Source organism: Neisseria sp. P0022.S009, from assembly GCF_051956675.1.
Taxonomy (GTDB): domain Bacteria; phylum Pseudomonadota; class Gammaproteobacteria; order Burkholderiales; family Neisseriaceae; genus Neisseria.
On record NZ_JBQCXE010000005.1, the window covers coordinates 37,588 to 63,027 of the forward strand.

Annotated in this window: 24 protein-coding genes and 1 pseudogene; 21 read left to right on the top strand and 4 right to left on the bottom strand. The window is 49.1% G+C overall.

Annotated features, from left to right (window positions below):
• The first annotated feature begins 89 nt into the window (after positions 1 to 89).
• From ACTHUG_RS07910 to ACTHUG_RS07920, 3 genes are all read left to right on the top strand, one after another.
• Complete coding sequence (locus ACTHUG_RS07910) at positions 90 to 410, top strand: hypothetical protein (RefSeq protein ID WP_414386996.1); 321 nt, start codon at positions 90 to 92, stop codon at positions 408 to 410.
• Between the two features lie 9 nt (positions 411 to 419).
• Complete coding sequence (locus tag ACTHUG_RS07915; RefSeq protein WP_440385558.1) at positions 420 to 1,013, top strand: DUF4304 domain-containing protein; 594 nt, start codon at positions 420 to 422, stop codon at positions 1,011 to 1,013.
• A 176-nt stretch (positions 1,014 to 1,189) separates the two neighbouring features.
• Positions 1,190 to 1,501 (top strand): hypothetical protein, encoded by a 312-nt coding sequence (locus tag ACTHUG_RS07920; protein ID WP_440385559.1) that lies wholly within the window; start codon positions 1,190 to 1,192, stop codon positions 1,499 to 1,501.
• A 156-nt stretch (positions 1,502 to 1,657) separates the two neighbouring features.
• On the opposite strand, the gene ACTHUG_RS07925 is transcribed toward ACTHUG_RS07920, so the two are convergent.
• A complete protein-coding gene (locus ACTHUG_RS07925) occupies positions 1,658 to 2,041 on the bottom strand; it encodes a YkvA family protein (RefSeq protein WP_049349066.1) in 384 nt (127 codons plus the stop codon).
• A 463-nt stretch (positions 2,042 to 2,504) separates the two neighbouring features.
• Here ACTHUG_RS07925 and sdhC point away from each other — a divergent pair, with 463 nt between their 5' ends.
• From sdhC to ACTHUG_RS08005, 16 genes are all read left to right on the top strand, one after another.
• Positions 2,505 to 2,882, top strand: a complete 378-nt coding sequence (gene sdhC / locus ACTHUG_RS07930) for a succinate dehydrogenase, cytochrome b556 subunit (protein WP_440385560.1) — start codon at positions 2,505 to 2,507, stop codon at positions 2,880 to 2,882.
• On the top strand, positions 2,876 to 3,217 hold the full coding sequence (gene sdhD / locus ACTHUG_RS07935) for a succinate dehydrogenase, hydrophobic membrane anchor protein (RefSeq protein ID WP_003745591.1): 342 nt from the start codon (positions 2,876 to 2,878) through the stop codon (positions 3,215 to 3,217). Before sdhC ends, sdhD begins: the two co-directional genes overlap by 7 nt.
• Before the next feature lie 2 nt (positions 3,218 to 3,219).
• Complete coding sequence (sdhA, locus tag ACTHUG_RS07940) at positions 3,220 to 4,983, top strand: succinate dehydrogenase flavoprotein subunit (RefSeq protein WP_003745594.1); 1,764 nt, start codon at positions 3,220 to 3,222, stop codon at positions 4,981 to 4,983.
• A 119-nt stretch (positions 4,984 to 5,102) separates the two neighbouring features.
• Complete coding sequence (locus ACTHUG_RS07945) at positions 5,103 to 5,810, top strand: succinate dehydrogenase iron-sulfur subunit (protein ID WP_003678833.1); 708 nt, start codon at positions 5,103 to 5,105, stop codon at positions 5,808 to 5,810.
• A 3-nt stretch (positions 5,811 to 5,813) separates the two neighbouring features.
• A complete protein-coding gene (locus tag ACTHUG_RS07950) occupies positions 5,814 to 6,062 on the top strand; it encodes an FAD assembly factor SdhE (RefSeq protein WP_003678830.1) in 249 nt (82 codons plus the stop codon).
• 122 nt (positions 6,063 to 6,184) lie between these two features.
• Complete coding sequence (gene gltA, locus ACTHUG_RS07955) at positions 6,185 to 7,468, top strand: citrate synthase (RefSeq protein ID WP_440385561.1); 1,284 nt, start codon at positions 6,185 to 6,187, stop codon at positions 7,466 to 7,468.
• 210 nt (positions 7,469 to 7,678) lie between these two features.
• Entirely contained in the window at positions 7,679 to 10,507 is a 2,829-nt protein-coding gene (locus ACTHUG_RS07960) for a 2-oxoglutarate dehydrogenase E1 component (RefSeq protein WP_440385562.1), read from the top strand.
• A 99-nt stretch (positions 10,508 to 10,606) separates the two neighbouring features.
• Positions 10,607 to 11,788: a 2-oxoglutarate dehydrogenase complex dihydrolipoyllysine-residue succinyltransferase gene (odhB, locus tag ACTHUG_RS07965; protein WP_002219391.1), complete on the top strand. Its 1,182-nt coding sequence runs from the start codon at positions 10,607 to 10,609 to the stop codon at positions 11,786 to 11,788.
• A 258-nt stretch (positions 11,789 to 12,046) separates the two neighbouring features.
• Positions 12,047 to 13,480 carry a dihydrolipoyl dehydrogenase gene (gene lpdA / locus ACTHUG_RS07970; RefSeq protein ID WP_002225317.1) on the top strand — a complete coding sequence of 478 codons (1,434 nt, stop codon included), beginning with the start codon at positions 12,047 to 12,049 and terminating at the stop codon, positions 13,478 to 13,480.
• 124 nt (positions 13,481 to 13,604) lie between these two features.
• On the top strand, positions 13,605 to 13,892 hold the full coding sequence (locus ACTHUG_RS07975; protein ID WP_004519272.1) for a hypothetical protein: 288 nt from the start codon (positions 13,605 to 13,607) through the stop codon (positions 13,890 to 13,892).
• Positions 13,893 to 13,963: 71 nt separating this feature from the next.
• Complete coding sequence (sucC, locus tag ACTHUG_RS07980) at positions 13,964 to 15,130, top strand: ADP-forming succinate--CoA ligase subunit beta (protein WP_003675098.1); 1,167 nt, start codon at positions 13,964 to 13,966, stop codon at positions 15,128 to 15,130.
• Between the two features lie 10 nt (positions 15,131 to 15,140).
• Positions 15,141 to 16,031, top strand: a complete 891-nt coding sequence (gene sucD / locus ACTHUG_RS07985) for a succinate--CoA ligase subunit alpha (protein ID WP_002221113.1) — start codon at positions 15,141 to 15,143, stop codon at positions 16,029 to 16,031.
• Positions 16,032 to 16,225: 194 nt separating this feature from the next.
• Entirely contained in the window at positions 16,226 to 16,660 is a 435-nt protein-coding gene (locus tag ACTHUG_RS07990) for a DUF883 family protein (RefSeq protein WP_070843376.1), read from the top strand.
• Positions 16,661 to 16,769: 109 nt separating this feature from the next.
• On the top strand, positions 16,770 to 17,177 hold the full coding sequence (locus ACTHUG_RS07995; protein ID WP_295697042.1) for a phage holin family protein: 408 nt from the start codon (positions 16,770 to 16,772) through the stop codon (positions 17,175 to 17,177).
• Positions 17,158 to 17,424 carry a hypothetical protein gene (locus ACTHUG_RS08000; RefSeq protein ID WP_440385563.1) on the top strand — a complete coding sequence of 89 codons (267 nt, stop codon included), beginning with the start codon at positions 17,158 to 17,160 and terminating at the stop codon, positions 17,422 to 17,424. The genes ACTHUG_RS07995 and ACTHUG_RS08000 overlap by 20 nt, the downstream gene beginning before the upstream one ends.
• 225 nt (positions 17,425 to 17,649) lie before the next feature.
• Positions 17,650 to 18,462, top strand: a complete 813-nt coding sequence (locus ACTHUG_RS08005) for a phosphatidylserine decarboxylase (RefSeq protein WP_311398427.1) — start codon at positions 17,650 to 17,652, stop codon at positions 18,460 to 18,462.
• An 84-nt stretch (positions 18,463 to 18,546) separates the two neighbouring features.
• Here ACTHUG_RS08005 and znuD read toward each other — a convergent pair.
• The 3 genes and pseudogenes from znuD to ACTHUG_RS08020 form a co-directional block, all read right to left on the bottom strand.
• A pseudogene (znuD, locus tag ACTHUG_RS08010) lies at positions 18,547 to 20,834 on the bottom strand (TonB-dependent zinc receptor ZnuD).
• A gap of 218 nt (positions 20,835 to 21,052) precedes the next feature.
• Positions 21,053 to 21,535: a cupin domain-containing protein gene (locus tag ACTHUG_RS08015; RefSeq protein ID WP_070713367.1), complete on the bottom strand. Its 483-nt coding sequence runs from the start codon at positions 21,533 to 21,535 to the stop codon at positions 21,053 to 21,055.
• A 99-nt stretch (positions 21,536 to 21,634) separates the two neighbouring features.
• Positions 21,635 to 23,044, bottom strand: a complete 1,410-nt coding sequence (locus ACTHUG_RS08020; RefSeq protein WP_440385564.1) for a leucyl aminopeptidase — start codon at positions 23,042 to 23,044, stop codon at positions 21,635 to 21,637.
• Between the two features lie 158 nt (positions 23,045 to 23,202).
• Here ACTHUG_RS08020 and lptF point away from each other — a divergent pair, with 158 nt between their 5' ends.
• Together lptF and lptG are read left to right on the top strand one after the other, a co-directional pair.
• Positions 23,203 to 24,318 carry an LPS export ABC transporter permease LptF gene (gene lptF, locus ACTHUG_RS08025; RefSeq protein WP_003686055.1) on the top strand — a complete coding sequence of 372 codons (1,116 nt, stop codon included), beginning with the start codon at positions 23,203 to 23,205 and terminating at the stop codon, positions 24,316 to 24,318.
• Positions 24,315 to 25,385 (top strand): LPS export ABC transporter permease LptG, encoded by a 1,071-nt coding sequence (gene lptG / locus ACTHUG_RS08030; protein WP_070591333.1) that lies wholly within the window; start codon positions 24,315 to 24,317, stop codon positions 25,383 to 25,385. Before lptF ends, lptG begins: the two co-directional genes overlap by 4 nt.
• Positions 25,386 to 25,440 lie beyond the last annotated feature (55 nt).

Here is a 25,440-nt window from a genome sequence, read left to right on the forward strand (position 1 = left end):
GTTAAACTAGAAATGTAAATCAGTGCAAGATAGCGGAGTAGAACGAAATGCGAATACTCCTTCCATTAATATAAAAGGAGAAATGAAAAATGAAAAAGACCTACTTTGTTTATCGAGATAGTGGAGCGATAGAAAGGCAAAGTGATGGAGTTGAGTTCTGTAAAATACCTGAGTTCTATGATGATCAGATCTATTTTTATTGCGATGAATATATGCTCTTTTGGACGTCCATTGATGATGTGGGGGAGATAGATAAGGCTCGGGATTTTAAATTAAAGGGTCAAATAGTGCCAGCAACCCTAGAGGAAATCAGTAAGGAAGGTTTGATCAGTTCCATTCATTCTGTTAAGCAATATGCGATTGAGAACGGGAAAGTTGTAGGGATAACCTATATCCATTTAGATTCCTAGGAAAATGCAATGAGGAACTCTCCACATCCTGTTAGAAATAGAGGTAATGAAATGAAAGAGGCCAAAGAACTCTTCCTAAAAAATGGTTTTTTGCGACTAAAGCGAACCAATAACTATTATAAAGTCGATCATGATTTTTACACAGTCATCTATTTTCAACGAAAATCAGATGGTAGTGCCTATTTCGTGAATGTTGGCCTTCATCCCCTCTTTCTGGAATCGGGACTGTTAGAAGAAGTGGATTGTGCTTTAAGGACGCGATTAGGATCTATCGATCATAGAAATGGCATGGATCAAGCTGAATTGGAAAAGGCTGTCCAAGACGCCATTGATTTTACTGCTCAGTATTCATCGTATCCTACCGTATTTTCGAGCATAGATCCCGAGAAGGATCTTGATAAGGATTGGTTGTTAAAACAATTCTCTATCACCAAAGTGAACTTATGCAGATTGTATGTTGAGTATTATGATTCAATCGATTCTAAAAAGCAGGCTTTAGATTTTGCAAACTATGGTTTATCTATCACACCTAAGATTGCCTCTGTTCCCAAAAACTTCTTTAAAACCTACATTCGTTCGGGAGATGTTTTAAAAAATTGTTAGGAATAAATTGAGATTAAGGGGGTATGATGGTCAAATGGATGCTTTTTCACTAAAGTAGGTAATAGCTAGGAATGCTAGTCTAGACCTGTTCAATAAAGGATGTGTCGCAAGAATTGGGGGAAAAGTTGAAAAGTAGAGACTATTTTCATAGACAATATTCAGTATTGTGGAATCTAATGATGTCCATAGAAAGTAATGTTGTATCAAGTGAAGAGGTTGAGTTTCTGTATCATTTTGATATGAGCAAAGAGGAAGATGTCGTTACAGTATTTGATGCATTTGTGAAAGAGTATTTTTTGAGATTAGAAGAAGAAAAACAAAACCAAGTGTTAGAGGTCATTGAGGATGTCTTACAGGCTGGAGATAAAGTGGTTGAGTATTTCTTTGAATATGAATTTGGTTTTGCTTCAAAAGAGCCAAGAAATAAAGTTGCTTTTCTAGAATTAGTAAAGGATATTTTAGTCTCATATTTAACCTTCTCTGACTAGTCGTCATCTTTCCCTTAAACTTAAATTAGAGAAATATTGGAATCAAAGGGTTCAAGTGAGTCCTTATTAAAAGGAGGTCGGAATCAAAGTATTTTATTTTTGATGAGTGTATAGAAGCATAAGGTAGTAATCCTAGCAAGTTGAACTCTATCTAAATCAAGAACCAAACAGCTTGTCTGCCGCTTGACGGGCTTTTTCTTTGATGTCTTCGGTCAGATAGTTTTTCATCTGAGAATAAACCAACGCAATGACGGCAATGTCATCACTGAAGCCGAAGGGAATCAGAAGGTCGGGAATGCTGTCGATAGGGCTGAGGAAGTAAACCAGTGCGCCGACAATAATCATTTTGGCGCGTTTGGGTGTATGTTCGGATTCCCAGAGATAATAAAGCGCATAAAGCTGGCGGACGACAGGTTTGCCCAAGCGTCCGGCAAAGCGTCCGAGTTTTTTCATGAAGCCGGATGTGTCTAAGTTTCGACGGCGGAAGGAGGGGATGTAGTCTTCCGGATCGGGTGTGTTTTGATGAGGGGAGTGTGCCATGATTGAGCTTCCTTTTTAAGGTATGGAAACATGGTTGGTGTTGCGTTGTATTTTAGTCTATTTGGGGGCGGATGAAATGCTTATGAATGTATAACTATGTAATAGTGATACCAATGCTGCAATAGTAATAAGTTAAGAAAGGTGTATGCCTTTGTAAAAATGGCATTTAAGAATGAGAATTTATCTTGCAGTTGATATGATTCTCAAGTCATGATGATGTTATCGTCAGTGTTACGGCGGGCAGGGTGGCTTAATTGCAGGAAAGTCACAAAAAGACCAATCATACAAAAAAAAATTTAGAAATGATTATTTGATTTTATTGGTATTTTGGTAAAAACCATTGGAGTACTCATAAATTACACTGTTCAAAATGAGATAAAACAGGTAAATTATGGTTTATGTAGCTTATTGTAGTCTTGAGCTATAGGTTTTGAGCTGATAATAAATCATAGAGGAACTGACCATGTCCGCCAAATCACGCCCGGTATTTTTGGAAATTCCCAATATCCGATTGCCCATACCGGGGATTGTATCTATTCTTCACCGTATCAGCGGCGTCGGCTTGTTTTTGATGCTGCCTGTTCTTTTATACCTCTTCTCAGGAACATTGGATCGCGAATCGTCGTTTGAAGCATATCGTTCCGTTATTTCTAATCCGTTTGTGAAGTTGATCCTCATCGGTCTGCTGTGGGCGTATCTGCACCATTTCTTTGCCGGCATCCGCTTTCTGTTTTTGGATGGGCATAAAGGCTTGGAGCTGAATACCGCACGCAATACCGCTAAAGCCGTATTTGCTTCTGCATTGGTTTTGACTGTCGTTTTGGGAGCTTTATTATGGTAGATCGTAAATTGACAGGTGCGCATTACGGTTTGCGCGATTGGGCAATGCAGCGTGCAACTGCGGTTATCATGTTGGTGTACACCGTAGTTCTTTTGGTTGTTTTGTTCACGTTGCCTAAAGAATATTCGGCATGGCAGGCATTTTTTGATCAAACTTGGGTGAAAGTGTTTACCCAAGTGAGCTTCTTGGCCGTATTTTTGCATGCGTGGGTAGGTATCCGTGATTTGTGGATGGACTACATTAAGCCTTTCGGCGTGCGTTTGTTTTTACAAGTTGCCACCATCGTTTGGTTGGTAGGCTGCTTGGTGTATTCAGTTAAAGTAATTTGGGGGTAAATATGAGTTTTCCTGTTCGTAAGTTTGATGCCGTGATTGTTGGCGGTGGTGGTGCAGGTTTACGCGCAGCCCTCCAATTGTCTAAATCTGGTTTGAATTGTGCTGTTTTGTCTAAAGTGTTCCCGACCCGTTCTCATACCGTGGCGGCTCAGGGCGGTATTTCTGCTTCATTGGGTAATGTGCAGGAAGACCGTTGGGATTGGCACATGTACGATACCGTAAAAGGTTCCGACTGGCTGGGTGACCAAGATGCGATTGAGTTTATGTGTCGCGCCGCGCCTGAGGCAGTGATTGAATTGGAACACATGGGTATGCCTTTTGACCGCGTGGAAAGCGGCAAAATTTACCAACGTCCTTTCGGCGGCCATACTGCCGAACACGGTAAACGCGCGGTAGAACGTGCTTGCGCGGTTGCCGACCGTACCGGTCATGCGATGCTGCATACCCTGTACCAACAAAACGTCCGTGCCAATACACAATTCTTTGTGGAATGGACGGCGCAAGATTTGATTCGTGATGAAAACGGCGACGTCGTCGGTGTAACCGCCATGGAAATGGAAACCGGCGAAGTTTATATTTTCCATGCTAAAGCCGTGATGTTTGCTACTGGCGGCGGCGGCCGTATTTATGCGTCTTCTACCAATGCCTATATGAATACTGGTGATGGTTTGGGTATTTGTGCCCGTGCAGGTATTCCGTTGGAAGACATGGAATTCTGGCAATTCCACCCGACTGGTGTGGCCGGTGCGGGCGTGTTGATTACTGAGGGTGTGCGCGGTGAAGGCGGTATTTTGTTGAACGCCAACGGCGAACGCTTTATGGAACGTTATGCCCCAACCGTAAAAGACTTGGCTTCCCGTGACGTGGTTTCTCGCGCAATGGCAATGGAAATCTACGAAGGTCGCGGTTGCGGTAAAAACAAAGACCATGTATTGCTGAAAATCGACCATATCGGTGCAGAAAAAATTATGGAAAAACTGCCGGGCATCCGCGAGATTTCCATTCAGTTTGCCGGTATCGACCCGATTAAAGACCCGATTCCTGTCGTACCGACTACCCACTACATGATGGGCGGTATTCCGACCAATTATCATGGCGAAGTTGTCGTTCCTCAAGGCGACGAATACGAAGTGCCTGTAAAAGGCCTGTATGCCGCAGGTGAGTGCGCCTGTGCTTCCGTACACGGTGCAAACCGCTTGGGTACCAACTCTCTGTTGGACTTGGTGGTATTTGGTAAAGCTGCCGGCGACAGCATGATTAAATTCATCAAAGAGCAAAGCGGTTGGAAACCTCTGCCTGCTAATGCCGGCGAATTGACCCGTCAACGTATCGAGCGTTTGGACAATCAAACCGGCGGTGAAAACGTTGATGCGCTGCGTCGCGAACTGCAACGCTCCGTCCAACTGCATGCCGGCGTGTTCCGTACCGATGAGATTCTGAGCAAAGGCGTTCGAGAAATCATGGCGATTGCCGAGCGTGTGAAACGTACTGAAATCAAAGATAAGAGCAAAGTGTGGAATACCGCGCGTATCGAAGCCTTGGAATTGGATAATCTGATTGAAGTAGCGAAAGCGACTTTGGTGTCCGCCGAAGCACGTAAAGAATCGCGCGGCGCGCACGCTTCAGACGACCATCCTGAGCGTGATGACGAAAACTGGATGAAACATACCCTGTATCATTCAGATACCAACACCTTGTCCTACAAACCGGTACATACCAAGCCTTTGAGCGTGGAATACATCAAACCGGCCAAACGCGTTTATTGATGAGTTTTCAGACGGCCTTTATCATGGAGGCCGTCTGAAACCTAACCATACCCACATTGAACTGCCTGAATCCATAATACAAAATCATTGGGCAGTTTATGAGAAAAGGAACACTTCTCATGGAAAAAATGAGTTTTGAAATTTACCGTTACAACCCGGACGTTGATGCCAAGCCTTATATGCAACGTTACGAGTTGGAATTGGAACCAACCGACGTTAAACTTTTGGACGCTTTGGTGCGCCTGAAAGCACAAGACGATACATTGTCTTTCCGCCGTTCTTGCCGCGAAGGTATTTGCGGTTCTGACGGTATGAACATCAACGGCAAAAACGGCTTGGCATGTTTGACCGATTTGCGCAGCCTGAAACAGCCGGTCAAAATCCGTCCTCTGCCGGGTCTGCCTGTTATCCGCGACCTGATTGTGGACATGACCCAATTCTTCAAACAATATCATTCTATCAAACCTTATGTTGTCAACGACAATCCGATTGATGCGGACAAAGAGCGTTTGCAAACTCAGGAAGAGCGTAAAGAGTTGGACGGTTTGTACGAATGTATTTTGTGTGCCTGCTGCTCGACTGCATGCCCGTCATTCTGGTGGAATCCTGATAAATTCGTCGGTCCGTCCGGTTTGCTGAATGCTTACCGCTTCATTGCGGACAGCCGCGATACCATTACTAATGAGCGTTTGGATAATTTGAACGACCCATATCGTTTGTTCCGCTGTCACACCATTATGAACTGCGTAGACGTATGTCCTAAACACTTGAATCCGACCCGAGCCATCGGTAAGATTAAAGAGATTATGTTGAAACGAGCCGTTTAAGAAATGATGGTTTTTGACGATATTGCCAAACGGAAAATCCGTTTTCAAACCCGCCGGGGATTATTGGAATTAGATTTAATCTTCGGCAGGTTTATGGAAAAAGAATTCGAGCACCTGAGTGATCAGGAATTGTCCGAATTTTCCGAAATCCTCGAATTTCAAGACCAAGAATTGCTTGCCTTGATTAACGGACATTCGGCGACGGACAAGAAGCACCTGATTCCCATGCTTGAAAAAATCAGACAGGCATGATGTGTTATAGAGCTTGTTTGCGATACCGATCCGAACAAGCTCTTTCCATACGGAGGCCGTCTGAAAAAAGACCGTGCCGCTTAGACGGCAACGAAAGCCCCAACCTACAAAGGAGTTTAAGAATGTCTAAATCAGTCAAGCTCACCACCCCAAATCAAGAGGCTTTGGAGCTGCCAGTATTGGAAGCAAGTATCGGCCATGATGTGGTTGACATCCGTGCGTTGACAAAAAATACAGGTCTGTTTTCATTCGACCCAGGATTCGTGTCCACTGCAAGTTGCGAATCTAAAATCACTTATATTGATGGCGATGAAGGTCTGTTGTATTACCGTGGTTATCCTATCGAGCAGCTGGCCGAAAAATCTGATTACTTGGAAGTTTGCTACCTGTTGATCTACGGCGAGCTGCCTACGCCCGAACAGAAAAAAGAATTTGATGCTACAGTCAGCCACCATACTATGGTGCATGAACAGTTGACTTGGTTCTTCCGTGGTTTCCGCCGTGATGCGCATCCGATGGCGATGATGGTGGGTGTGGTTGGCGCGCTGTCTGCGTTCTATCAAGACAGCTTGGATATTACCAATCCTGAACACCGCAAAATCGCGATTTACCGCTTAATCTCCAAAATTCCGACTATTGCGGCAATGTGTTACCGTTATTCCAACGGTTTGCCGTTCAATTATCCAAAAAATAACCTTTCCTATGCTGAAAACTTCTTGCACATGATGTTTGCCACACCATGTGAAGAATATAAACCTAATCCAGTATTGGCCCGCGCGCTCGACCGCATCTTTATTTTGCATGCCGACCACGAGCAAAACGCCTCTACTTCGACCGTACGTTTGGCCGGCTCTTCTGGTGCGAACCCATTTGCCTGTATCGCTGCCGGTATCGCCTGTCTGTGGGGTGCTTCACACGGCGGTGCAAACGAAGCTGTGTTGAAGATGCTGGACGAAATCGGTGATGTGTCTAATGTTGCTGCATACATGGAAGGTGTGAAACAACGCAAATACCGTCTGATGGGCTTCGGTCACCGCGTATACCGCAATATGGACCCGCGCGCCAGCATCATGCGCGAAACCTGCTATGAAGTCTTGAAAGAGTTGGGCTTGGAGGACAGTCCGAAATTCAAGCTGGCGATGGAATTGGAACAAATTGCACTGAAAGACCCATTCTTTGTCGAACGCAAACTGTATCCAAACGTCGATTTCTACTCCGGCATCGTCTTGTCCGCGTTAGGTATTCCGACCGAAATGTTTACCGTTATCTTTGCGTTGTCCCGCAGTGTAGGCTGGATTTCACATTGGCATGAAATGATTAGCGATCCGACACTGAAAATCGGCCGCCCGCGTCAACTGTATACCGGTGCGGAACGTCGTGATTATGTTCCGGTGGATAAGCGCTAACAGACAATATATTAATATATTGTTAAAAAGTCGTTTGAAAAAATCGAATTGTTGTTTTCAATGAGGTTGACCCATAATTAATTAAGTTGATAACAGGTAATTTGATTTAAAATAGGGTAGAATAAAGTGTCATTTCAGACGGCCTGAATTCCGTTCGGAGAACACGGGATTCTACCCTTTGTTTATATTTTAAAGAAAAGAGCTCACGCCATGATGGACGAAAAACTCAATTTCTCTTATCTGTTTGGTTCTAATGCGCCATACATCGAGGAGTTGTATGAAAAGTTTCTGGAAAACCCGGAATCTGTCGATGAAAAATGGAAACAGTATTTTACAGATTTGAGTAAACAGCCGGGCGCAGTCGCTGTCGATGTTGCCCACACACCGATTCGTGAATCATTTGCCACTTTGGCTAAAAAGAAAATTGCATCTGCTGTTGCAGGCGGTGTGGATGAGGCAATGATGAAAAAGCAAGTCAGCGTTTTGCGACTGATTTCTGCCTATCGTATTCAAGGCGTGGGTGCGGCCCAACTTGATCCGCTCAAACGTATCCCCCCTCAAAACATCGAAGCACTCGACCCTAAATTCCACGGTCTGTCTGATGCCGACATGGCGCTTCAATTCAATATGGGCGAGGGCGATTTTTCCGGTCAAGGCAAATTGCCCCTTTCCCAAATCATCAGTAATCTGAAACAAACCTACTGCGGCCACATCGCATTGGAATATATCTATATTCCCAATACTGAAGAGCGTCGTTGGGTGCGCAATTATTTTGAAAGCGTATTGTCCACACCGCATTACAATGCCGATCAAAAACGCCGTATTTTGAAAGAAATGACTGCCGCCGAAACTTTGGAACGTTATCTGCATACCAAATATGTCGGTCAAAAACGCTTTGGTGTAGAAGGCGGTGAAAGCGCGATTGCCGGTTTGAACTACCTGATTCAAAACGCCGGTAAAGACGGCGTGGAAGAAGTCATCATCGGTATGGCACACCGTGGCCGTCTGAATGTTTTGGTTAACATTTTGGGCAAAAAACCGGCTGATCTGTTCGCTGAGTTTGAAGGCCGTGCCGAAATCAAATTGCCTAGCGGCGACGTGAAATACCACATGGGCTTCAGCTCCGACATCGCTACTCCGCATGGCCCGATGCACGTTTCTTTGGCATTCAACCCGTCACACTTGGAAATTGTTAACCCGGTAGTGGAAGGTTCTGCGCGCGCCAAACAAAAACGTTTGGGCGAAAACGGCCGCGATAAAGTCTTGCCGGTATTGATTCACGGTGACTCCGCATTTATCGGTTTGGGTGTTAACCAAGCGACATTCAACCTGTCTAAAACACGCGGTTATACCACCGGCGGTACTGTTCACATCGTGATCAACAACCAAATCGGCTTTACCACTTCCGATACCCGCGATACCCGTTCAACCGTACACTGTACCGATATCGCAAAAATGGTTTCCGCTCCGGTTATCCATGTGAACGGCGATGATCCTGAACGCGTTTGCTTTGCCATCCAAGCCGCTTTGGATTACCGCAAAAAATTCCATAAAGACATCGTGGTCGACGTTGTCTGCTACCGTAAATGGGGCCACAACGAGGGCGATGATCCGACCTTGACCCAACCGATGATGTACAAAAAAGTATCGCAACACCCAGGTGCGCGTGCTTTGTACACCGAGCAACTGATTGCCGAAGGCGTGGTAACCCAAGCTGAGGCTGATGGTTACATCCAAGCCTACCGTGATGCTTTGGACAAAGGCGAACATGTTGAACAAACAACGCTGAGCAACTTCCAACGCACACAAATCGACTGGAGCAAATACCAAGGCAAAGATTGGCGCGAAAAAATCGAAACCGGTTTGCCTGCCGCCGACATCGAGCGTCTTACCGAGAAATTCACCGCCGTACCGGAAGGCTTTGCCCTGCATCCGACTGCAAAACGTGTGATCGAAGCGCGTAAAGCCATGGCATCCGGCAAACAGCCTATCGACTGGGGCATGGCCGAAACCCTCGCATACGCAAGCCTGCTGACCAAAGGTCATGGCGTGCGTATCTCCGGTGAGGACTCCGGCCGCGGTACATTCTCACACCGTCATGCCGTTCTGCACGATCAAAAACGCGAAAAATGGGACGACGGTACTTATGTTCCTCTGCGCAACATGGGCGAAGGCTTGGGCGAGTTCCTGGTTATCGACTCTATCTTGAACGAAGAAGCCGTGATGGCGTTCGAGTACGGCTTTGCCTGCTCCGCTCCTGACAAGCTTACCATTTGGGAGGCTCAATTCGGTGACTTCGCCAACGGTGCGCAAGTAACTATCGACCAATTCCTGTCTTCAGGCGAAACCAAATGGGGTCGTTTGTGCGGCCTGACCACCATCCTGCCGCACGGCTACGACGGTCAAGGCCCCGAGCACTCTTCTGCACGCGTAGAACGTTGGTTGCAACTGTGTTCTGAGAACAATATGCAAGTCATCATGCCGTCTGAAGCGTCGCAAATGTTCCACCTCTTGCAACGCCAAGTCTTGGGTTCATACCGCAAACCGCTGGTGATTTTCATGTCCAAACGCCTGTTGCGCTTCAAAGGTGCAATGAGCCCGCTGGAAAACTTCACCGAAGGTTCGACTTTCCGTCCGGTTATCGGTGATACTGCCGAACGCGCAAGCAACGACAGCGTGAAACGCGTGGTATTGTGTGCCGGTCAGGTTTACTATGACTTGGAAGCAGGCCGTGCCGAGCGTAAACTGGAAGATGATGTTGCTATTGTCCGCGTTGAGCAGCTGTATCCGTTCCCATACGAAGAGGTTAAAGCTGAACTGGCGAAATATCCGAACGCAAAATCTGTGGTTTGGGCACAAGAAGAGCCGAAAAACCAAGGCGCGTTCTACCAAATCCGCCACCGCATCGAAGGCGTTATCAGCGAAGAGCAAAAACTGTCTTATGCCGGTCGTCCAAGCAGCGCATCGCCTGCAGTGGGCTACTCAAGCAAACACATTGCTCAATTGAAACAATTGGTTGAAGACGCTTTGGCGTTGTAAGCCTAGCGGCATTCCGTTTGAAATTGTTCAGGCGGAATGCCCATATGCAGAATTAAAAACACACAACAGGCCGTCTGAAAGGGCCATTGGAGACACAAAATGATTATTGATGTAAAAGTACCTATGCTGTCTGAAAGCGTATCTGAAGGCACGCTCTTGGAATGGAAGAAAAAAGTTGGCGAAGCAGTTGCCCGTGACGAAATCCTGATCGATATCGAAACTGACAAAGTGGTTTTGGAAGTACCTTCTCCACAAGCCGGCGTATTGGTTGAAATCGTAGCTCAAGACGGTGAAACCGTTGTTGCCGACCAAGTTTTGGCGCGCATCGATACAGCTGCTACTGCCGCTGCTGAAGCCCCAGTCGCCGCTCCTGCAGAAGCTGCCCCAGCTGCCGCTCCTGCTGCTGCACAAAATAATGCCGCTATGCCTGCTGCCGCCAAACTGGCTGCCGAGACCGGTGTTGACGTGAACGCATTGCAAGGTTCCGGCCGTGACGGTCGCGTATTGAAAGAAGACGTACAAAATGCCGCTGCCAAACCTGCCGCAGCTGCTGCTCCTGCTGTTGCACTTCCTGCCGGCGCACGTCCTGAAGAACGCGTACCAATGAGCCGCCTGCGTGCCCGTGTTGCAGAACGCCTCTTGGCTTCTCAGCAAGAAAACGCCATTCTGACTACATTCAACGAAGTCAACATGAAACCAATCATGGACTTGCGTGCGAAGTACAAAGAAAAATTCGAGAAAGAACACGGCGTGAAATTGGGCTTTATGTCTTTCTTCGTTAAAGCCGCTGTTGCCGCCCTGAAAAAATACCCGGTTGTGAATGCTTCTGTTGACGGCAAAGACATCGTATACCACGGCTACTTCGACATCGGTATCGCGATTGGCAGCCCACGCGGTTTGGTTGTGCCAATCCTGCGCGATGCTGACCAAATGAGCATTGCCGACATCGAACAAGCAATTGTTGATTACGCGAAAAAAGCCAAAGACGGCAAAATCGCTATCGAAGATCTGACCGGCGGTACATTCAGTATTACCAACGGCGGTACTTTCGGTTCTATGATGTCTACCCCGATTATCAACCCGCCTCAATCTGCGATTTTGGGTATGCACGCCACTAAAGAGCGCGCTGTGGTTGAAAACGGCCAAGTTGTTGTCCGTCCAATGATGTATCTGGCTCTGTCTTACGACCACCGTATCATCGACGGCCGCGAAGCTGTATTGACCTTGGTAGCCATTAAAGATGCGTTGGAAGACCCAGCTCGCCTGTTGTTGGATCTGTAATCGTTTCAGACGGCCTTTTATTTGTTAATGAAAAGGCCGTCTGAATTTTTATTTAGATGTAGCGTAATGTAGTATCGTGCTACAATAGGCTCAACGAACGATTGAGGCCGTCTGAAACATTTGATTCGAATGAATCGACAGATATGGACTTTCAGACGGCCTTTTCTTAAAACCATCAAAACGCAGTCATTCAAAATAAAAAAGAAACAAAAAGTATCGTTTTTATTTTGAGATACTGCAAAAGCAAAGGATGACACGATGTCTCAATATGATGTAGTAGTGATTGGTGCTGGCCCGGGCGGATACGTTGCCGCCATCCGTGCCGCGCAACTGGGTTTCAAAACCGCTTGCGTCGACGCAGGCGTTAACAAAGCAGGCAATGCCCCTGCATTGGGCGGTACTTGCTTGAACGTAGGTTGTATCCCTTCTAAAGCCCTGTTGCAATCCAGCGAACATTTCCACGCTGCGCAACACGAGTTTGCCGAACACGGTATCACTGTCGGCGACGTAAAATTCGACGCGGCCAAAATGATTGAGCGCAAAGATGCCATCGTAACCAAACTGACCGGCGGCGTGAAATTCCTGTTCCAAAAAAACAAAGTAACCAGCCTGTTCGGTACTGCTTCCTTTGCCGGTAAAAATGGCGATGCTTACCAAATCGAAGTCGATAACAAAGGCGAGAAAACCGTTATCGAAGCCAAACACGTCATCGTAGCCACCGGTTCCGTACCGCGTCCGCTGCCACAAGTCGCTATCGACAACGTGAACGTATTGGATAACGAAGGCGCATTGAACCTGACCGAAGTACCTGCCAAACTCGGCGTGATCGGTTCTGGCGTGATTGGTTTGGAAATGGGTTCCGTATGGAACCGCGTGGGTGCAGAAGTTACCATTCTTGAAGCTGCGCCGACCTTCCTGGCTGCTGCCGACCAACAAATCGCCAAAGAAGCCTTTAAATACTTCACCAAAGAGCAAGGTCTGAGCATCGAATTGGGCGTGAAAATCGGCGACATCAAATCTGAAGGCAAAGGCGTTTCCGTTGCTTACGAAACTGCTGCCGGCGAAGCCAAAACCGAAGTATTCGACAAACTGATCGTTGCCATCGGCCGTATTCCAAACACCAAAGGCCTGAACGCCGAAGCCGTAGGCTTGGAAAAAGACGAGCGTGGCTTTATCAAAGTAGATGGCGAATGCCGTACCAACCTGCCTAACGTATGGGCAATCGGCGACGTGGTTCGCGGCCCGATGTTGGCACACAAAGCCAGCGACGAAGGCGTTGCCGTTGCCGAGCGTATTGCCGGTCAAAAACCGCATATCGACTTCAACAACGTGCCGTTTGTAATTTACACCGACCCTGAAATCGCTTGGGTGGGTAAAACCGAAGAACAGCTCAAAGCCGAAGGCGTGGAGTACAAAAAAGGTACTTCAGGTTTCGGTGCAAACGGTCGCGCATTGGCAATGGGCAAAGCCAAAGGTACGGTTAAAGTATTGGCAGATGCCAAAACCGACCGCATCTTGGGCGTACACATGATTGGCCCGGTTGTCAGCGAATTGGTTACTGAAGGCGTGACTGCGCTTGAATTCTTTGCCAGCAGCGAAGACATCGCCCGCATTATCCATGCCCACCCAACCTTGTCCGAAGTGGTTCACGAAGCTGCATTGGCGGCCGACAAACGCGCTTTGCACGGTTGATAGACATTAAGGCCGTCTGAAATTTTTCAGACGGCCTTAAGGCCTCCGACAAATTGAATGTTCCGATAGCTTCGTTTTCTGATTTATAATTCCGTCAGGCAAACACACAGCATTTACATTCATTATGAACAAAGAAATAGTCGGTATTTTCTTTATACCGATGGGCATCATCAGCATGTGTATGGCTGCATTGTGGCAAATGTATGTGATGATGACCGAAACTTATACGCTCAACCGTTTCAAAGATAAAGAATTGGTTTGGCGCGTGGCATTGTTGTTTATCAGTTTCAGCCTTGCCGTTTATCTACTCTGCCCGAATTCGCGTAAAAAAGGCATCGTCTTTTTTATTCTCGGGGGAGGCGGTGCAACCATGTATCTGCTGGCGCGGATGTGGTTGCCCTTCAGTAAATAGTAGGGCCGTCTGAAAATATGGGATTGGCCGCAGGGCGATTCCTAAAACCCACTCACCTTAAGGAGAAATCCATGAATTTACACGAGTATCAGGCTAAAGAACTGCTGGCTAGCTACGGTTTGCCCGTACAAGGCGGTATTTTGGCACACAACGGCGAAGAAGCCGCTGCAGCTTACGACAAATTGGGCGGCAAATTCGCTGTTGTCAAAGCACAAGTACACGCCGGCGGCCGCGGTAAAGCGGGCGGCGTAAAAGTCGTTAAAAGCCGCGAAGAAGCTAAAGAAGTGGCTGAAAGCCTGATTGGCACCAACTTGGTAACTTACCAAACCGATGCCAACGGCCAACCTGTCAACAGCGTTTTGGTTTGCGAAGATATGTATCCTGTTCAAACCGAGCTGTACTTGGGCGCAGTGGTTGACCGTTCTACCCGCCGCGTTACATTCATGGCTTCTACCGAAGGTGGCGTGGAAATCGAAAAAGTTGCTGCCGAAACTCCTGAAAAAATCTTCAAAGTAACCGTTGATCCGCTGGTCGGCCTGCAACCTTGCCAAGCTCGCGAAGTTGCCTTCCAACTGGGCTTGAAAGACAAACAAATCAACGAGTTCGTCAAACTGATGACCGGCGCGTACAAAGCGTTTATCGAAAACGACTTCGCCCTGTTTGAAGTAAACCCATTGGCAGTTCGCGAAAACGGCGCACTGGCTTGCGTGGACGGCAAAATCGGCATCGACAGCAACGCGCTCTACCGCCTGCCAAAAATCGCTGAATTGCGCGACAAATCTCAAGAAAACGAACGTGAGCTGAAAGCTTCTGAATTCGACCTGAACTATGTTGCCCTGGAAGGCAACATCGGCTGTATGGTTAACGGTGCCGGTTTGGCGATGGCCACTATGGACATCATCAAACTCAAAGGTGGCCAACCTGCCAACTTCTTGGACGTTGGCGGCGGTGCAACCAAAGACCGCGTGGTTGAAGCGTTCAAACTGATTCTGGAAGACAAATCCGTTAAAGGCGTATTGATCAACATCTTCGGTGGTATCGTACGTTGCGACATGATTGCGGAAGCCATCGTGGCAGCCGTTAAAGAAATCAACGTCAACGTTCCTGTTGTTGTTCGTTTGGAAGGTAACAACGCCGAACTCGGCGCGAAAATCCTGAACGAATCAGGTCTGAAACTGACTTCTGCAGACGGCCTGAATGACGCAGCCGAAAAAATTGTTGCAGCCGTAAACGCCTAAGGAGAAAAGAATGAGCGTATTGATTAATAAAGACACCAAAGTATTGGTTCAAGGTTTCACCGGTAAAAACGGTACTTTCCACTCCGAACAAGCTCTGGCTTACGGCACTAAAGTTGTCGGCGGCGTTACCCCGGGCAAAGGCGGTCAAACCCACCTGAACCTGCCTGTATTCAACACCATGAAAGAAGCCGTTAAAGAAACCGGCGCTGACGCATCTGTAATTTACGTTCCCGCTCCGTTTGTTTTGGACTCTATCGTTGAAGCAGTTGATTCAGGCGTAGGCTTGGTCGTTGTGATTACCGAAGGCGTGCCTACTCTGGACATGCTCAAAGCCAAACGTTACTTGGAAACCAACGGCAACGGTACCCGCTTGGTCGGCCCTAACTGCCCAGGCGTGATTACTCCGGGTGAGTGCAAAATCGGTATTATGCCGGGCCACATCCACACTCCGGGCCGCATCGGTATTATTTCCCGTTCCGGTACATTGACTTACGAAGCTGTGGCACAAACCACCAAACTGGGCTTGGGTCAATCAACCTGTATCGGTATCGGCGGCGACCCGATTCCTGGTATGAACCAAATCGACGCACTGAAACTCTTCCAAGAAGACCCAGATACCGACGCCATCATCATGATCGGTGAAATCGGCGGTACTGCGGAAGAAGAAGCAGCCGAATACATCCAATCCAACGTCACTAAACCCGTTGTCGGCTACATCGCAGGTGTGACCGCCCCTAAAGGCAAACGCATGGGCCACGCCGGTGCGATTATCTCCGGTGGCAAAGGTACTGCCGAAGAAAAATTCGCCGCTTTCGAAAAAGCTGGTATCGCTTACACCCGCAGCCCTGCCGAGTTGGGCACTACCATGCTGGAAGTGTTGAAAGCAAAAGGTTTGGCATAAGACTTAAGTCTTTAAGCTGAATTGAAGAGGCCGTCTGAAGTTTTCAGACGGCCTTTTTTAATTTCATTTGGTTGTTTTTACATATTTGATACTTAATTTGATTGGAATTAATGCGATAACCGGAGAGAAATGTTTATAATTGATTAACAGATAAATAGTCTGTAACCATATCAACCTATCTCAAGGAGAAAAACATGAAAAAACACGATTTTGAAGCACGTCGCGAGGCTTTGCTGAAAGACATCCGAGAAGTGATGGATGATGTGGAAGAGTTGTACCGCGACGGTGTGGAAGCCGGTTCGGAAGAGGGCGGCAAAGCCCGGGCCAAATTGGAAGAAAAATTGGCCGCGGCCAAAGAGCGTTTGAGCCGTTTTGAAGAAGAGGCCGGCGAACGTTTACGCCATCATGCCGAGCGTGCGCGTGAGAAATACGAGCAGTTTGAAGAAGCGGCCCAGGAGCGTTTTAAAGAAGGCAAAGAGCGCTTTGCCGAATTTGAAGCCGATGCGGGCGAGCGTTTGAAACGCGGTGCCAAACATGCTGATGAAGTGGTGCATGAAAAACCATACTATGCGATGGGTTTTGCCGCATTGGCCGGTTTGGTTGTCGGTGTGTTGTTGAACCGCCGTTAATGTGAATATGTTAAGGCCGTCTGAACAGGCGTACACATGAAATCTTGGATTTCATTGCGCCGTACAGACGGCCTTAGCCTTATGTTTCCTGAGAAAAAGGATAATCGAGATGGGGATTCGCCAACGTTTTGAACATGGCAAGGCTTTGTTGAATCAGGGCGCGGATTTGCTGCTGTTGCGTTTGCAGGTATTGAGCTTGGATTTGACGCGTCAGGCGGAGAATGTGTTCCGTTTGGCGGTTTGGCTGGTGTTGTCCGGCGCGCTGTTGATGGTGGGCTTGGTCGGTTTGCTGTTCGGCTTGAACCGCGTGTTGTCGGATGTGGCGGCGTTGTGGGTGTTTTTCGGCATTTTCTTCGTGAGCCTGCTGATTATTGCCGTATTGTTTCGCAAAGTATCGGCAGATTATCGGGAGCAGGGCAGTCGTGTGGCTGAAACCTTGCAGGATATTCGGACGGACATTGCGTATTTGCGCGGTGAGATAGACAAGGGGGCGGACGATGAAGCAACAGGAGTATGAAGAAGCGCGCGAGCTGCTGATTTTGGAAGCCAAACTGGTGCGGCTGCGGATTGAAGCGGAAAATTTGAAACTGCGTAAAGCGGAAGAAAGCAAAAAACGACAGGGCAATCAGTTGATTAAGCTCGCAGATGTGGCGTATCAGTTGAGCCAAACGCGTTTGCTGTCTCAACGCTCTTTGTTCTCTACATCACGCCGTCGGCATTGGATTTGGCTGGTGTTGGCGGTTATACTGGGTTTGTCGAGATAATCGAGGGAAGAGGTTTGGTCTAAATGATATTTGCAGCGTATTGTTGGCTCGTGTGAGCTGCTTGTTGAGGACGCTGCGTCATTGTGTTGCCGAGATTTAAACTTTATCTATGTTGAGTATTTTTTACAAAAGACACCGGCCGTCTGAACATTTCAGACGGCCTCAATGTTTGGAGTTTCAGATATAATGGCGGCAATTTTGAAATTATTAAATGAAGGATAAGTAATGAACCGTTTGTATCCCCACCCGATAATCGCCCGCGAGGGCTGGCCGATTATCGGCGGCGGTTTGGCTTTGAGCCTGTTGGTGTCGATGTGCTGCGGCTGGTGGTCTTTGCCGTTTTGGGTGTTTACCGTATTTGCTCTGCAGTTTTTCCGCGACCCTGCGCGTGAGATTCCGCAAAATCCTGAAGCGGTGTTGAGTCCGGTTGACGGCCGTATCGTGGTGGTCGAGCGCGCACGCGATCCGTATCGTGATGTCGATGCTTTGAAAATCAGTATTTTTATGAACGTGTTCAACGTGCATTCGCAAAAATCGCCTGCCGATTGTACGGTAACGAAAGTGGTTTATAACAAAGGCAAATTCGTGAATGCGGATTTGGACAAAGCCAGCACGGAAAACGAACGTAACGCGGTGTTGGCGACTACGGCTTCAGGTCGTGAAATTACTTTTGTTCAAGTGGCCGGTTTGGTGGCACGCCGTATTTTGTGCTACACCCAAGCCGGTGCGAAACTGTCCCGTGGTGAACGCTATGGCTTTATCCGCTTTGGTTCGCGCGTGGATATGTATCTGCCTGTCGATGCGCAGGCGCAAGTGGCGATTGGCGATAAAGTAACCGGCGTCAGCACTGTATTGGCGCGTTTGCCGCTGACTGCGCCGCAAACTGAATCTGAGCCTAAAGCTGCAGCTCCACAAGCCGCGCCAGTTTCACAAGCTGCTCCGGCTGAAACAGTGGCAAGCCAATCTACCGAACAGCAGCAAATCGAAGCAGCGGCGGCTAAAATTCAAGCGGCTGTGCAAGATGTATTGAAAGATTAATAGTCAGTTTTAAATGATTGGTTAAAACAAGAAAAAGGTTTTCAGATAGCCGTCTGAAAACCTTTTTTGTTTGCCTATCTAGTTTTAAAACTTCACGTTCACGCCGCCGGTAAAGCTGCGGCCCATTTGCGGCGTATCAGAGAGGAAGCTGCTGTGGGCGTAAACGGATTGGTTGAGCAGGTTGTCGGCTTTGACGTACCAATTCCACTCGCTATAGCGCGTATTGCGGCGGTAGTTTGCGCCGAGGTTGAGCATATGGTGTCCGGGCGTGCGCGTTTCGTAGCGGGCGAGTTTGTTTTGGGCGAACACGCGGTAGTAGTCCAAATTGGCATCGATACGGTCGGTCAACGAGGCTTTCAGGTGGAAGCCGAGACGCGCAGCCGGAACACGAGGCGCGTTTTGGTCGTCCTGCGCGATGAAAGGACGGTTGCCGTAGGCATCTTCCCTGCCGGGCAGGGATGGCAGGTTTTTCAGACGGCCTCGTACATAGTCGCCGGAAACGCCGATGCGGTAGCGCGGTGTCGGTTTGAAGTAGATTTCGCCTTCCGCGCCGTAGAAGTCGGCACCGGATTGGTTGTAGCGCACGAGCTTCATTTCGCTGTCGTCTTCGATGGATTTGGGGCCGCGTCCGTCGTTTAAGGTTTGGGCGTAGATGTAGTTGCCGAAGCGGTTGCGGTAGAGTGCCAGATTGTATTGCCAGCGGTCGCCTTCGTAGCCCAGCGCGAGTTCGATGTTGTTGGAACGCTCTTTGTTGAGGTGTTTGTTGCCGACTTCAAAGGTGTTGGTGGCGACGTGTTTGCCGTGCGCGTACAGTTCTTGCGTTGACGGCAGGCGTTCCTGATGCGAGGCGGTCAGGCTGAGTTTGTGGTGTGGCGTGAAATACCAGTTGCCCGAAAGTGCGAACGAGCGGGCGGTTTGGCGGTGCGCACCGAGGTCGGGCAGGGGCTGGTTGTAGTAGTTTTCCCGATCAATCAATGCTTTGTCGTACTGAATGGAGGCTTTTTGTTTTTCCACGCGTACGCCGCCTTCAAGCGTGAAGTTGTCCCAGTTTGCCTGTTCTACACCGAAAAAGCTGTAATGGCGCACATTGTTGTCAATCAACATTGGTTGTTGGACGGTTTCGGGAATGGCGGAAAGCGCGCTGGATTTTTGTCCCAAATATTGCACGCCCCAGCTGCCTTTCAGACGGCCTATGGGTTGGTGGCGCAACTCGATACGGGCGTTGTGTGTTTTGTTGTTGAAGAAGTTTTCTACTGCATCGCCTGCTTTTTCGTCGTGGTGGTAGTCGTTGCGGTTCAGGTGTACGCGCAGGGCTTCAAAACCGGGGAATGGTTGCTTCCATTCGGCGCGGAGTTCGTAGCGTTTGTTGCGCAGGTCTATCCACGGTTTGCCGTTGTGGGCATGGGCGTGTGCATTATCGTCGTCGTGGAAGCCGCAGCTCAAACCTGGATTATCGTAATCGATGTCTTCTTCGGTCAGCAGGTGCGGATAAAGCTGCAAATAGTGTTTGTTAATCAAACTCTTCTGCCAGATGATGTCGGCGTGGCAATCATCATATTCGTGGCTGTGGGCAGGCAGGCCGTATTGGTCGCGGCGGTCGCTATACGCCACGCCGATAAAGCCTTTTTCGCCTACCCAAGACAGGCCGATGCTGCCTGTTTTGGAATCGGCATAGCTGTCGGGCAGTCGTTTCAGACGGCCTTCTTCTTTTTGATAGCTCGGTACGGCGTAATCGCCCGATTTACGGTACAAGCCTTCGGTATGCAGCACGAAGTTTTTGCCTAAACCGATATTGATGCCTGCAGATGTCAGTTTTTCCAAATTGCCGCTGCTCAAACGCAATCCGGCTTCGCCCGATACGCCGTTTTCAGGCATTTTTTCGGGGATTTTGCCATCGGCAACATCCACCAAACCCGCCACATTGCCTGAGCTGTACAAGAGCGTAACCGGGCCGCGCAGGATTTCGACCTGTTGCGACAAGGCGCTGTCCACCATCAGGGCATGGTCTGGCGAGAAGTCCGCCATGTCGCCCGTTTCGCCGTGATGGTTCAACACTTTAATCCGTCTGCCTGTTTGACCGCGTATCACAGGCGCGGACGCGCCGCCGCCGTATTGCGAGGCATGAATGCCCGGTACGCCGTCCAAAGCATCGCCCAAGTTGACGGCTTTTTGCCGCAAAGTATCGCCGGAGATGATTTTGTCGGAGGCGGTCGAAGCGTGCAGCAGCCCCGAAGTGGCGCGCGGACGGCTTTTACCGACGACGGTAACTGCTTCTAAGTCAACCGACTGCTCGGTTTCATGCGCTTGGGAGAGGATGGGGTGCTGATTAAAAGAATAGATAAAACAATGGGTTTGAGTGTGGTTTGTGTCATTTTAGTTTCTCATCATATTTCGAAAGGCTGTTATTATATAACATTTCATTATTAATATGATAAGATTTTTGAGAAAAAAGGCCGTCTGAAAACGAAGCGTGGTTTTCAGACGGCCTTTGGCTTGTATGCAGGTTTAAATGAAAACGGAACAATCTTTCTGCTGCCTGGTTTGGGTAAGGCAGAAAGTCACGGCAGATAGTTTGCTTTCATTGAAAGCATTACTTGGTTTCGGCGGCTTTAGCACCTGCGGTTTCGGCGATCAAATCCAAGAATACCAACGGCTTTTTGCCGATATTTTTGAGTGCGTGGGACTGGCCGGGGCGGGCGATGGTAATGTCTCCTGCGCCGACTTCGGTCTGTTTACCTTCGCTGTCGGTAAACAGGCCTTTGCCGGATACGATGATGTAAACGTCTTCATTGCCGGTATGTTTGTGCTGACCGATGGAAGCGCCCGGCGGCAATGTGAGCCAGCCGATTTCTTTGAATGCGTCTTGGTCGGCGGTTTGATGGCGCGTGAAGGCAAAGCTGCCGAGCAAGGGGCCTTGGCCTCCGGCTGCGTTTTCGCGGTTCCATTCTGCCAAGTCGGCTTTTTTGTACACTTGGATGCTGCGGTCGGTGGAGGTGGTTTGTTCGGCGGCTTGGGCGTTTAGAGATGTGCCGAGCAGAAGGGCGACAGATAATGCGGCAAATAGTGGTTTCATAGCGGTTCTCCGTTTGTCAGGTTGAGTCAGATATGCGGATTCCGTTTTCAGACGGCCTGCGGGGTTGAAACGATTAACCCCCCAGGCTTCCCTCAAGATTTATTTCACATTGCGCAGATAGTTCAGCAATAATGGAACAGGGCGGCCGGTCGCGCCTTTTTCACCGCCGGATTTCCATGCGGTACCTGCGATGTCGAGGTGCGCCCACGGGTAATCTTCGGTGAAGTAAGACAGGAAGGTGGCGGCGGTAATCGTGCCTGCACCGGGCGTGCCGATGTTGGGAATGTCGGCAAAGTTGGATTTGAGTTGGTCTTTGTAGGTTTCAAAGAGTGGCAGTTGCCATGCTTTGTCGTCCACGTTGCGGGAAGCGGCCAGCAGGCTGTCGACCAAATCCTGGTTGTTGCCCATCACGCCGCTGACGTCATGACCCAAGGCGATAATGCACGCGCCGGTCAGAGTGGCAACGTCGATAACGGCTTTAGGTTTGAATTGTTCAGCGTAAGTGAGCGCGTCGCACAAAATCAGACGGCCTTCGGCATCGGTGTTCAATACCTCGATAGTCAAGCCTTTCATGCTTTTCACGACGTCGCCCGGTTTGTTGGCTGCGCCGGAAGGCATGTTTTCGCAGGTGGCGACAACGGCAATCAGGTTGATCGGCAGTTGCAGTTTGACGGCGGCGCAGAAAGTACTGATGACGGTTGCCGCGCCGCACATGTCAAACTTCATTTCGTCCATGTTCAGACCGGGTTTGAGGGAGATGCCGCCGGTGTCGAAGGTAATGCCTTTGCCGACCAATACCACAGGTGCGGCTTCTTTGTCGGCCGCACCGAAATAGCTCAGTTCGACCAAATATGGGTCTTCGACGCTGCCTTTGGCGACCGACCAGAACGAACCCATGTTTTCTTTGATGTAGTCTTTTTCAATGATTTTGGCGTGTGCGCCCAGTTTTTCGGCTTCGGCTTTGGCGGTACGCGCTAAAAATTCGGGCGTGCACTCGTTCGGTGCGGCATTACCCAAGTCACGGCAGAGGCTTTGTCCGTAAACTTGCGCTTCGGCAACGCGCAGGGCTTCTTTGACGGCGGCTTCGTGTGCGCTGTGGAACACGGCTTCTGTAAATTTGGCGGGCTTGGCTTCTTTTTTGTAGCGGTCGAAACGGTAGGCGGCGTTGCCGAAAGCGATGGCGAAGGCTTCGGCAACGGCTGCCGCTTGCGCTTCTTCAAAGGCATGAACGTCCACATTGACCGTTTCTTGGTTTTGCGCCCATTTGGCGGCTTCGGCGGCGGCTTTGTTCAATGCGGCGCGGTCGGTTTTTTCGAGGCGGACGACGGCGACTGCCTGCAAACCGTTGTCCGTCGGGATTTTGGTGTCGGCGAAATTTTGACTTTCTTCAAGGGAAGCGAAGAGGGCGAGGGCAGTCGGGTTGCTCAGTTGCGATGCTTCGGCGCAGACAAATAATTGCGCACCTGCCTGTTGAGCCTGCAAAGTTTCGGCTTTTGTGCTAAATTTCACGTTTATTCTCCTGATTGGAACGGTTGTCGGTTGTTCAGACGGCCTGTTGACCAACCGTCCGAACAGATGAAAATCATTGTACTCCATTTGTGTCATGCCGTCTGAAGCCTTATTAATAAATATAGGTTTCCCATAAACCGTATACCACGCTCAATCTTATGATTTACCAAAGAAACTTTATTAAAGAACTTTCCTTTACCGCCGTCGGCATCTTTGTCGTCCTCTTGGCGGTATTGGTGTCCACGCAGGCCATCAACCTGCTTGGCCGCGCAGCCGACGGGCGTGTCGCCATCGATGCCGTGTTGGCCTTGGTCGGCTTCTGGGTAATCGGCATGACTCCGCTTTTGCTGGTGTTGACCGCATTTATCAGTACGTTGACTGTATTGACCCGCTACTGGCGCGACAGCGAGATGTCGGTTTGGCTTTCTTGCGGCTTGGCATTGAAACAATGGATACGCCCGGTCATGCAGTTTGCCGTGCCGTTTGCCATTTTGATTGCCGTCATGCAGCTTTGGGTGATGCCGTGGGCAGAGTTGCGCAGCCGCGAATATGCCGAAATTTTGAAGCAGAAGCAGGAATTGTCTTTGGTGGAAGCCGGTGAGTTCAATAACTTGGGCAAGCGCAACGGCAGGGTTTATTTTGTCGAAACCTTCGATACTGAATCCGGCATCATGAAAAACCTGTTTCTGCGCGAGCAGGACAAAAACGGTAACGACAACATCGTTTTTGCCAAAGAGGGCAATTTTTCGCTGACCGACAATAAACGCACGCTTGAATTGCGCGACGGCTACCGTTACAGCGGTACGCCCGGCAAAGCCGATTACAACCGCGTTTCTTTCCAACACCTCAGCCTGATTATCAGCACCACGCCCAAACTCATCGACCCTGTTTCACACCGCCGTACCATTCCGACCGCCCAACTGATTGGCAGCAGCAATCCCCAACACCAGGCGGAATTGATGTGGCGTATTTCCTTGACCGTCAGCGTTTTGCTGTTGTGCCTGCTTGCCGTGCCGCTTTCCTATTTCAATCCGCGCAGCGGCCATACCTACAATATCCTGATTGCCATCGGTTTGTTTTTGGTTTACCAAAACGGGCTGACCTTCCTGCGCAATGCCGTGGAAGACGGCAAAATCCATTTCTGGCTCGGACTGCTGCCTATGCACATCATCATGTTTGTGATTGCCGTCGTCCTGCTGCGCGTGCGCAGTATGCCCAGCCAACCCTTCTGGCAGGCGGTTGCCAAAAGTCTGACATTGAAAGGCGGAAAATGAACCTGATTTCACGTTACATCATCCGTCAAATGGCGGTTATGGCAGTTTACGCCCTCCTTGCCTTCCTCGCTTTGTACAGCTTTTTTGAAATCATCAACGAAGTCGGCGATCTTGGAAAAGGCAGCTATAACGGCGCAAAATTGGGGCAGTATGTTTTAATGCAGATGCCTGCGCGCGCCTATGAACTGATGCCGCTCGCCGTTTTGATCGGCGGCCTGATTTCCCTCAGCCAACTGGCTTCCGGCAGCGAGCTGACCGTCATCAAAGCCAGCGGCATGAGCACCAAAAAGCTGCTGTTGATTCTGTCGCAGTTCGGTTTGATTTTCGCCATTGCCACCGTCGCGCTTGGCGAATGGGTTGCACCCACGCTGAGTCAAAAAGCCGAAAACATCAAAGCCGCCGCCATCAACGGCAAAATCAGCACCGGCAATACCGGCCTTTGGCTGAAAGAAAAAAACAGCATTATCAACGTGCGCGAAATGTTGCCCGACCATACGCTTTTGGGCATCAAAATTTGGGAGCGCAATGATAAAAATGAACTGACCCAAGCGGCAGAAGCCGAATCCGCCGTTTTGAATCCCGACGGCAGCTGGCAGCTGAAAAACATCCGCCGCAGCATATTGGGCGAAGATAAAGTCGAGGTTTCCACCGCCGCCGAAGAAAACTGGCCGATTTCCGTCAAACGCAACCTGATGGACGTATTGCTCGTCAAGCCCGACCAAATGTCTGTCGGTGAATTGACCACCTACATCGACCATCTGGAAAAAAACAACCAAAATACCCAAGTCTATGCCATCGCATGGTGGCGCAAGCTGGTGTATCCCGTTGCCGCATGGGTGATGGCGCTTGTTGCCTTCGCCTTTACGCCGCAAACCACGCGCCACGGCAATATGGGCTTGAAACTCTTCGGCGGTATCTGCCTCGGTTTGCTGTTCCACTTTGCCGGACGGCTCTTCGGCTTTACCAGCCAGTTGTACGGCGTACCGCCATTTTTGGCGGGTGCATTGCCGACGGTTTTGTTTGCACTGTTGGCGGTGTATCTGATACGCCGTCAGGAAAAAAGATAAGGCAAAATAAACTTCAGGCCGTCTGAAAGGCAATCTTCAGACGGCCTGAGTATTT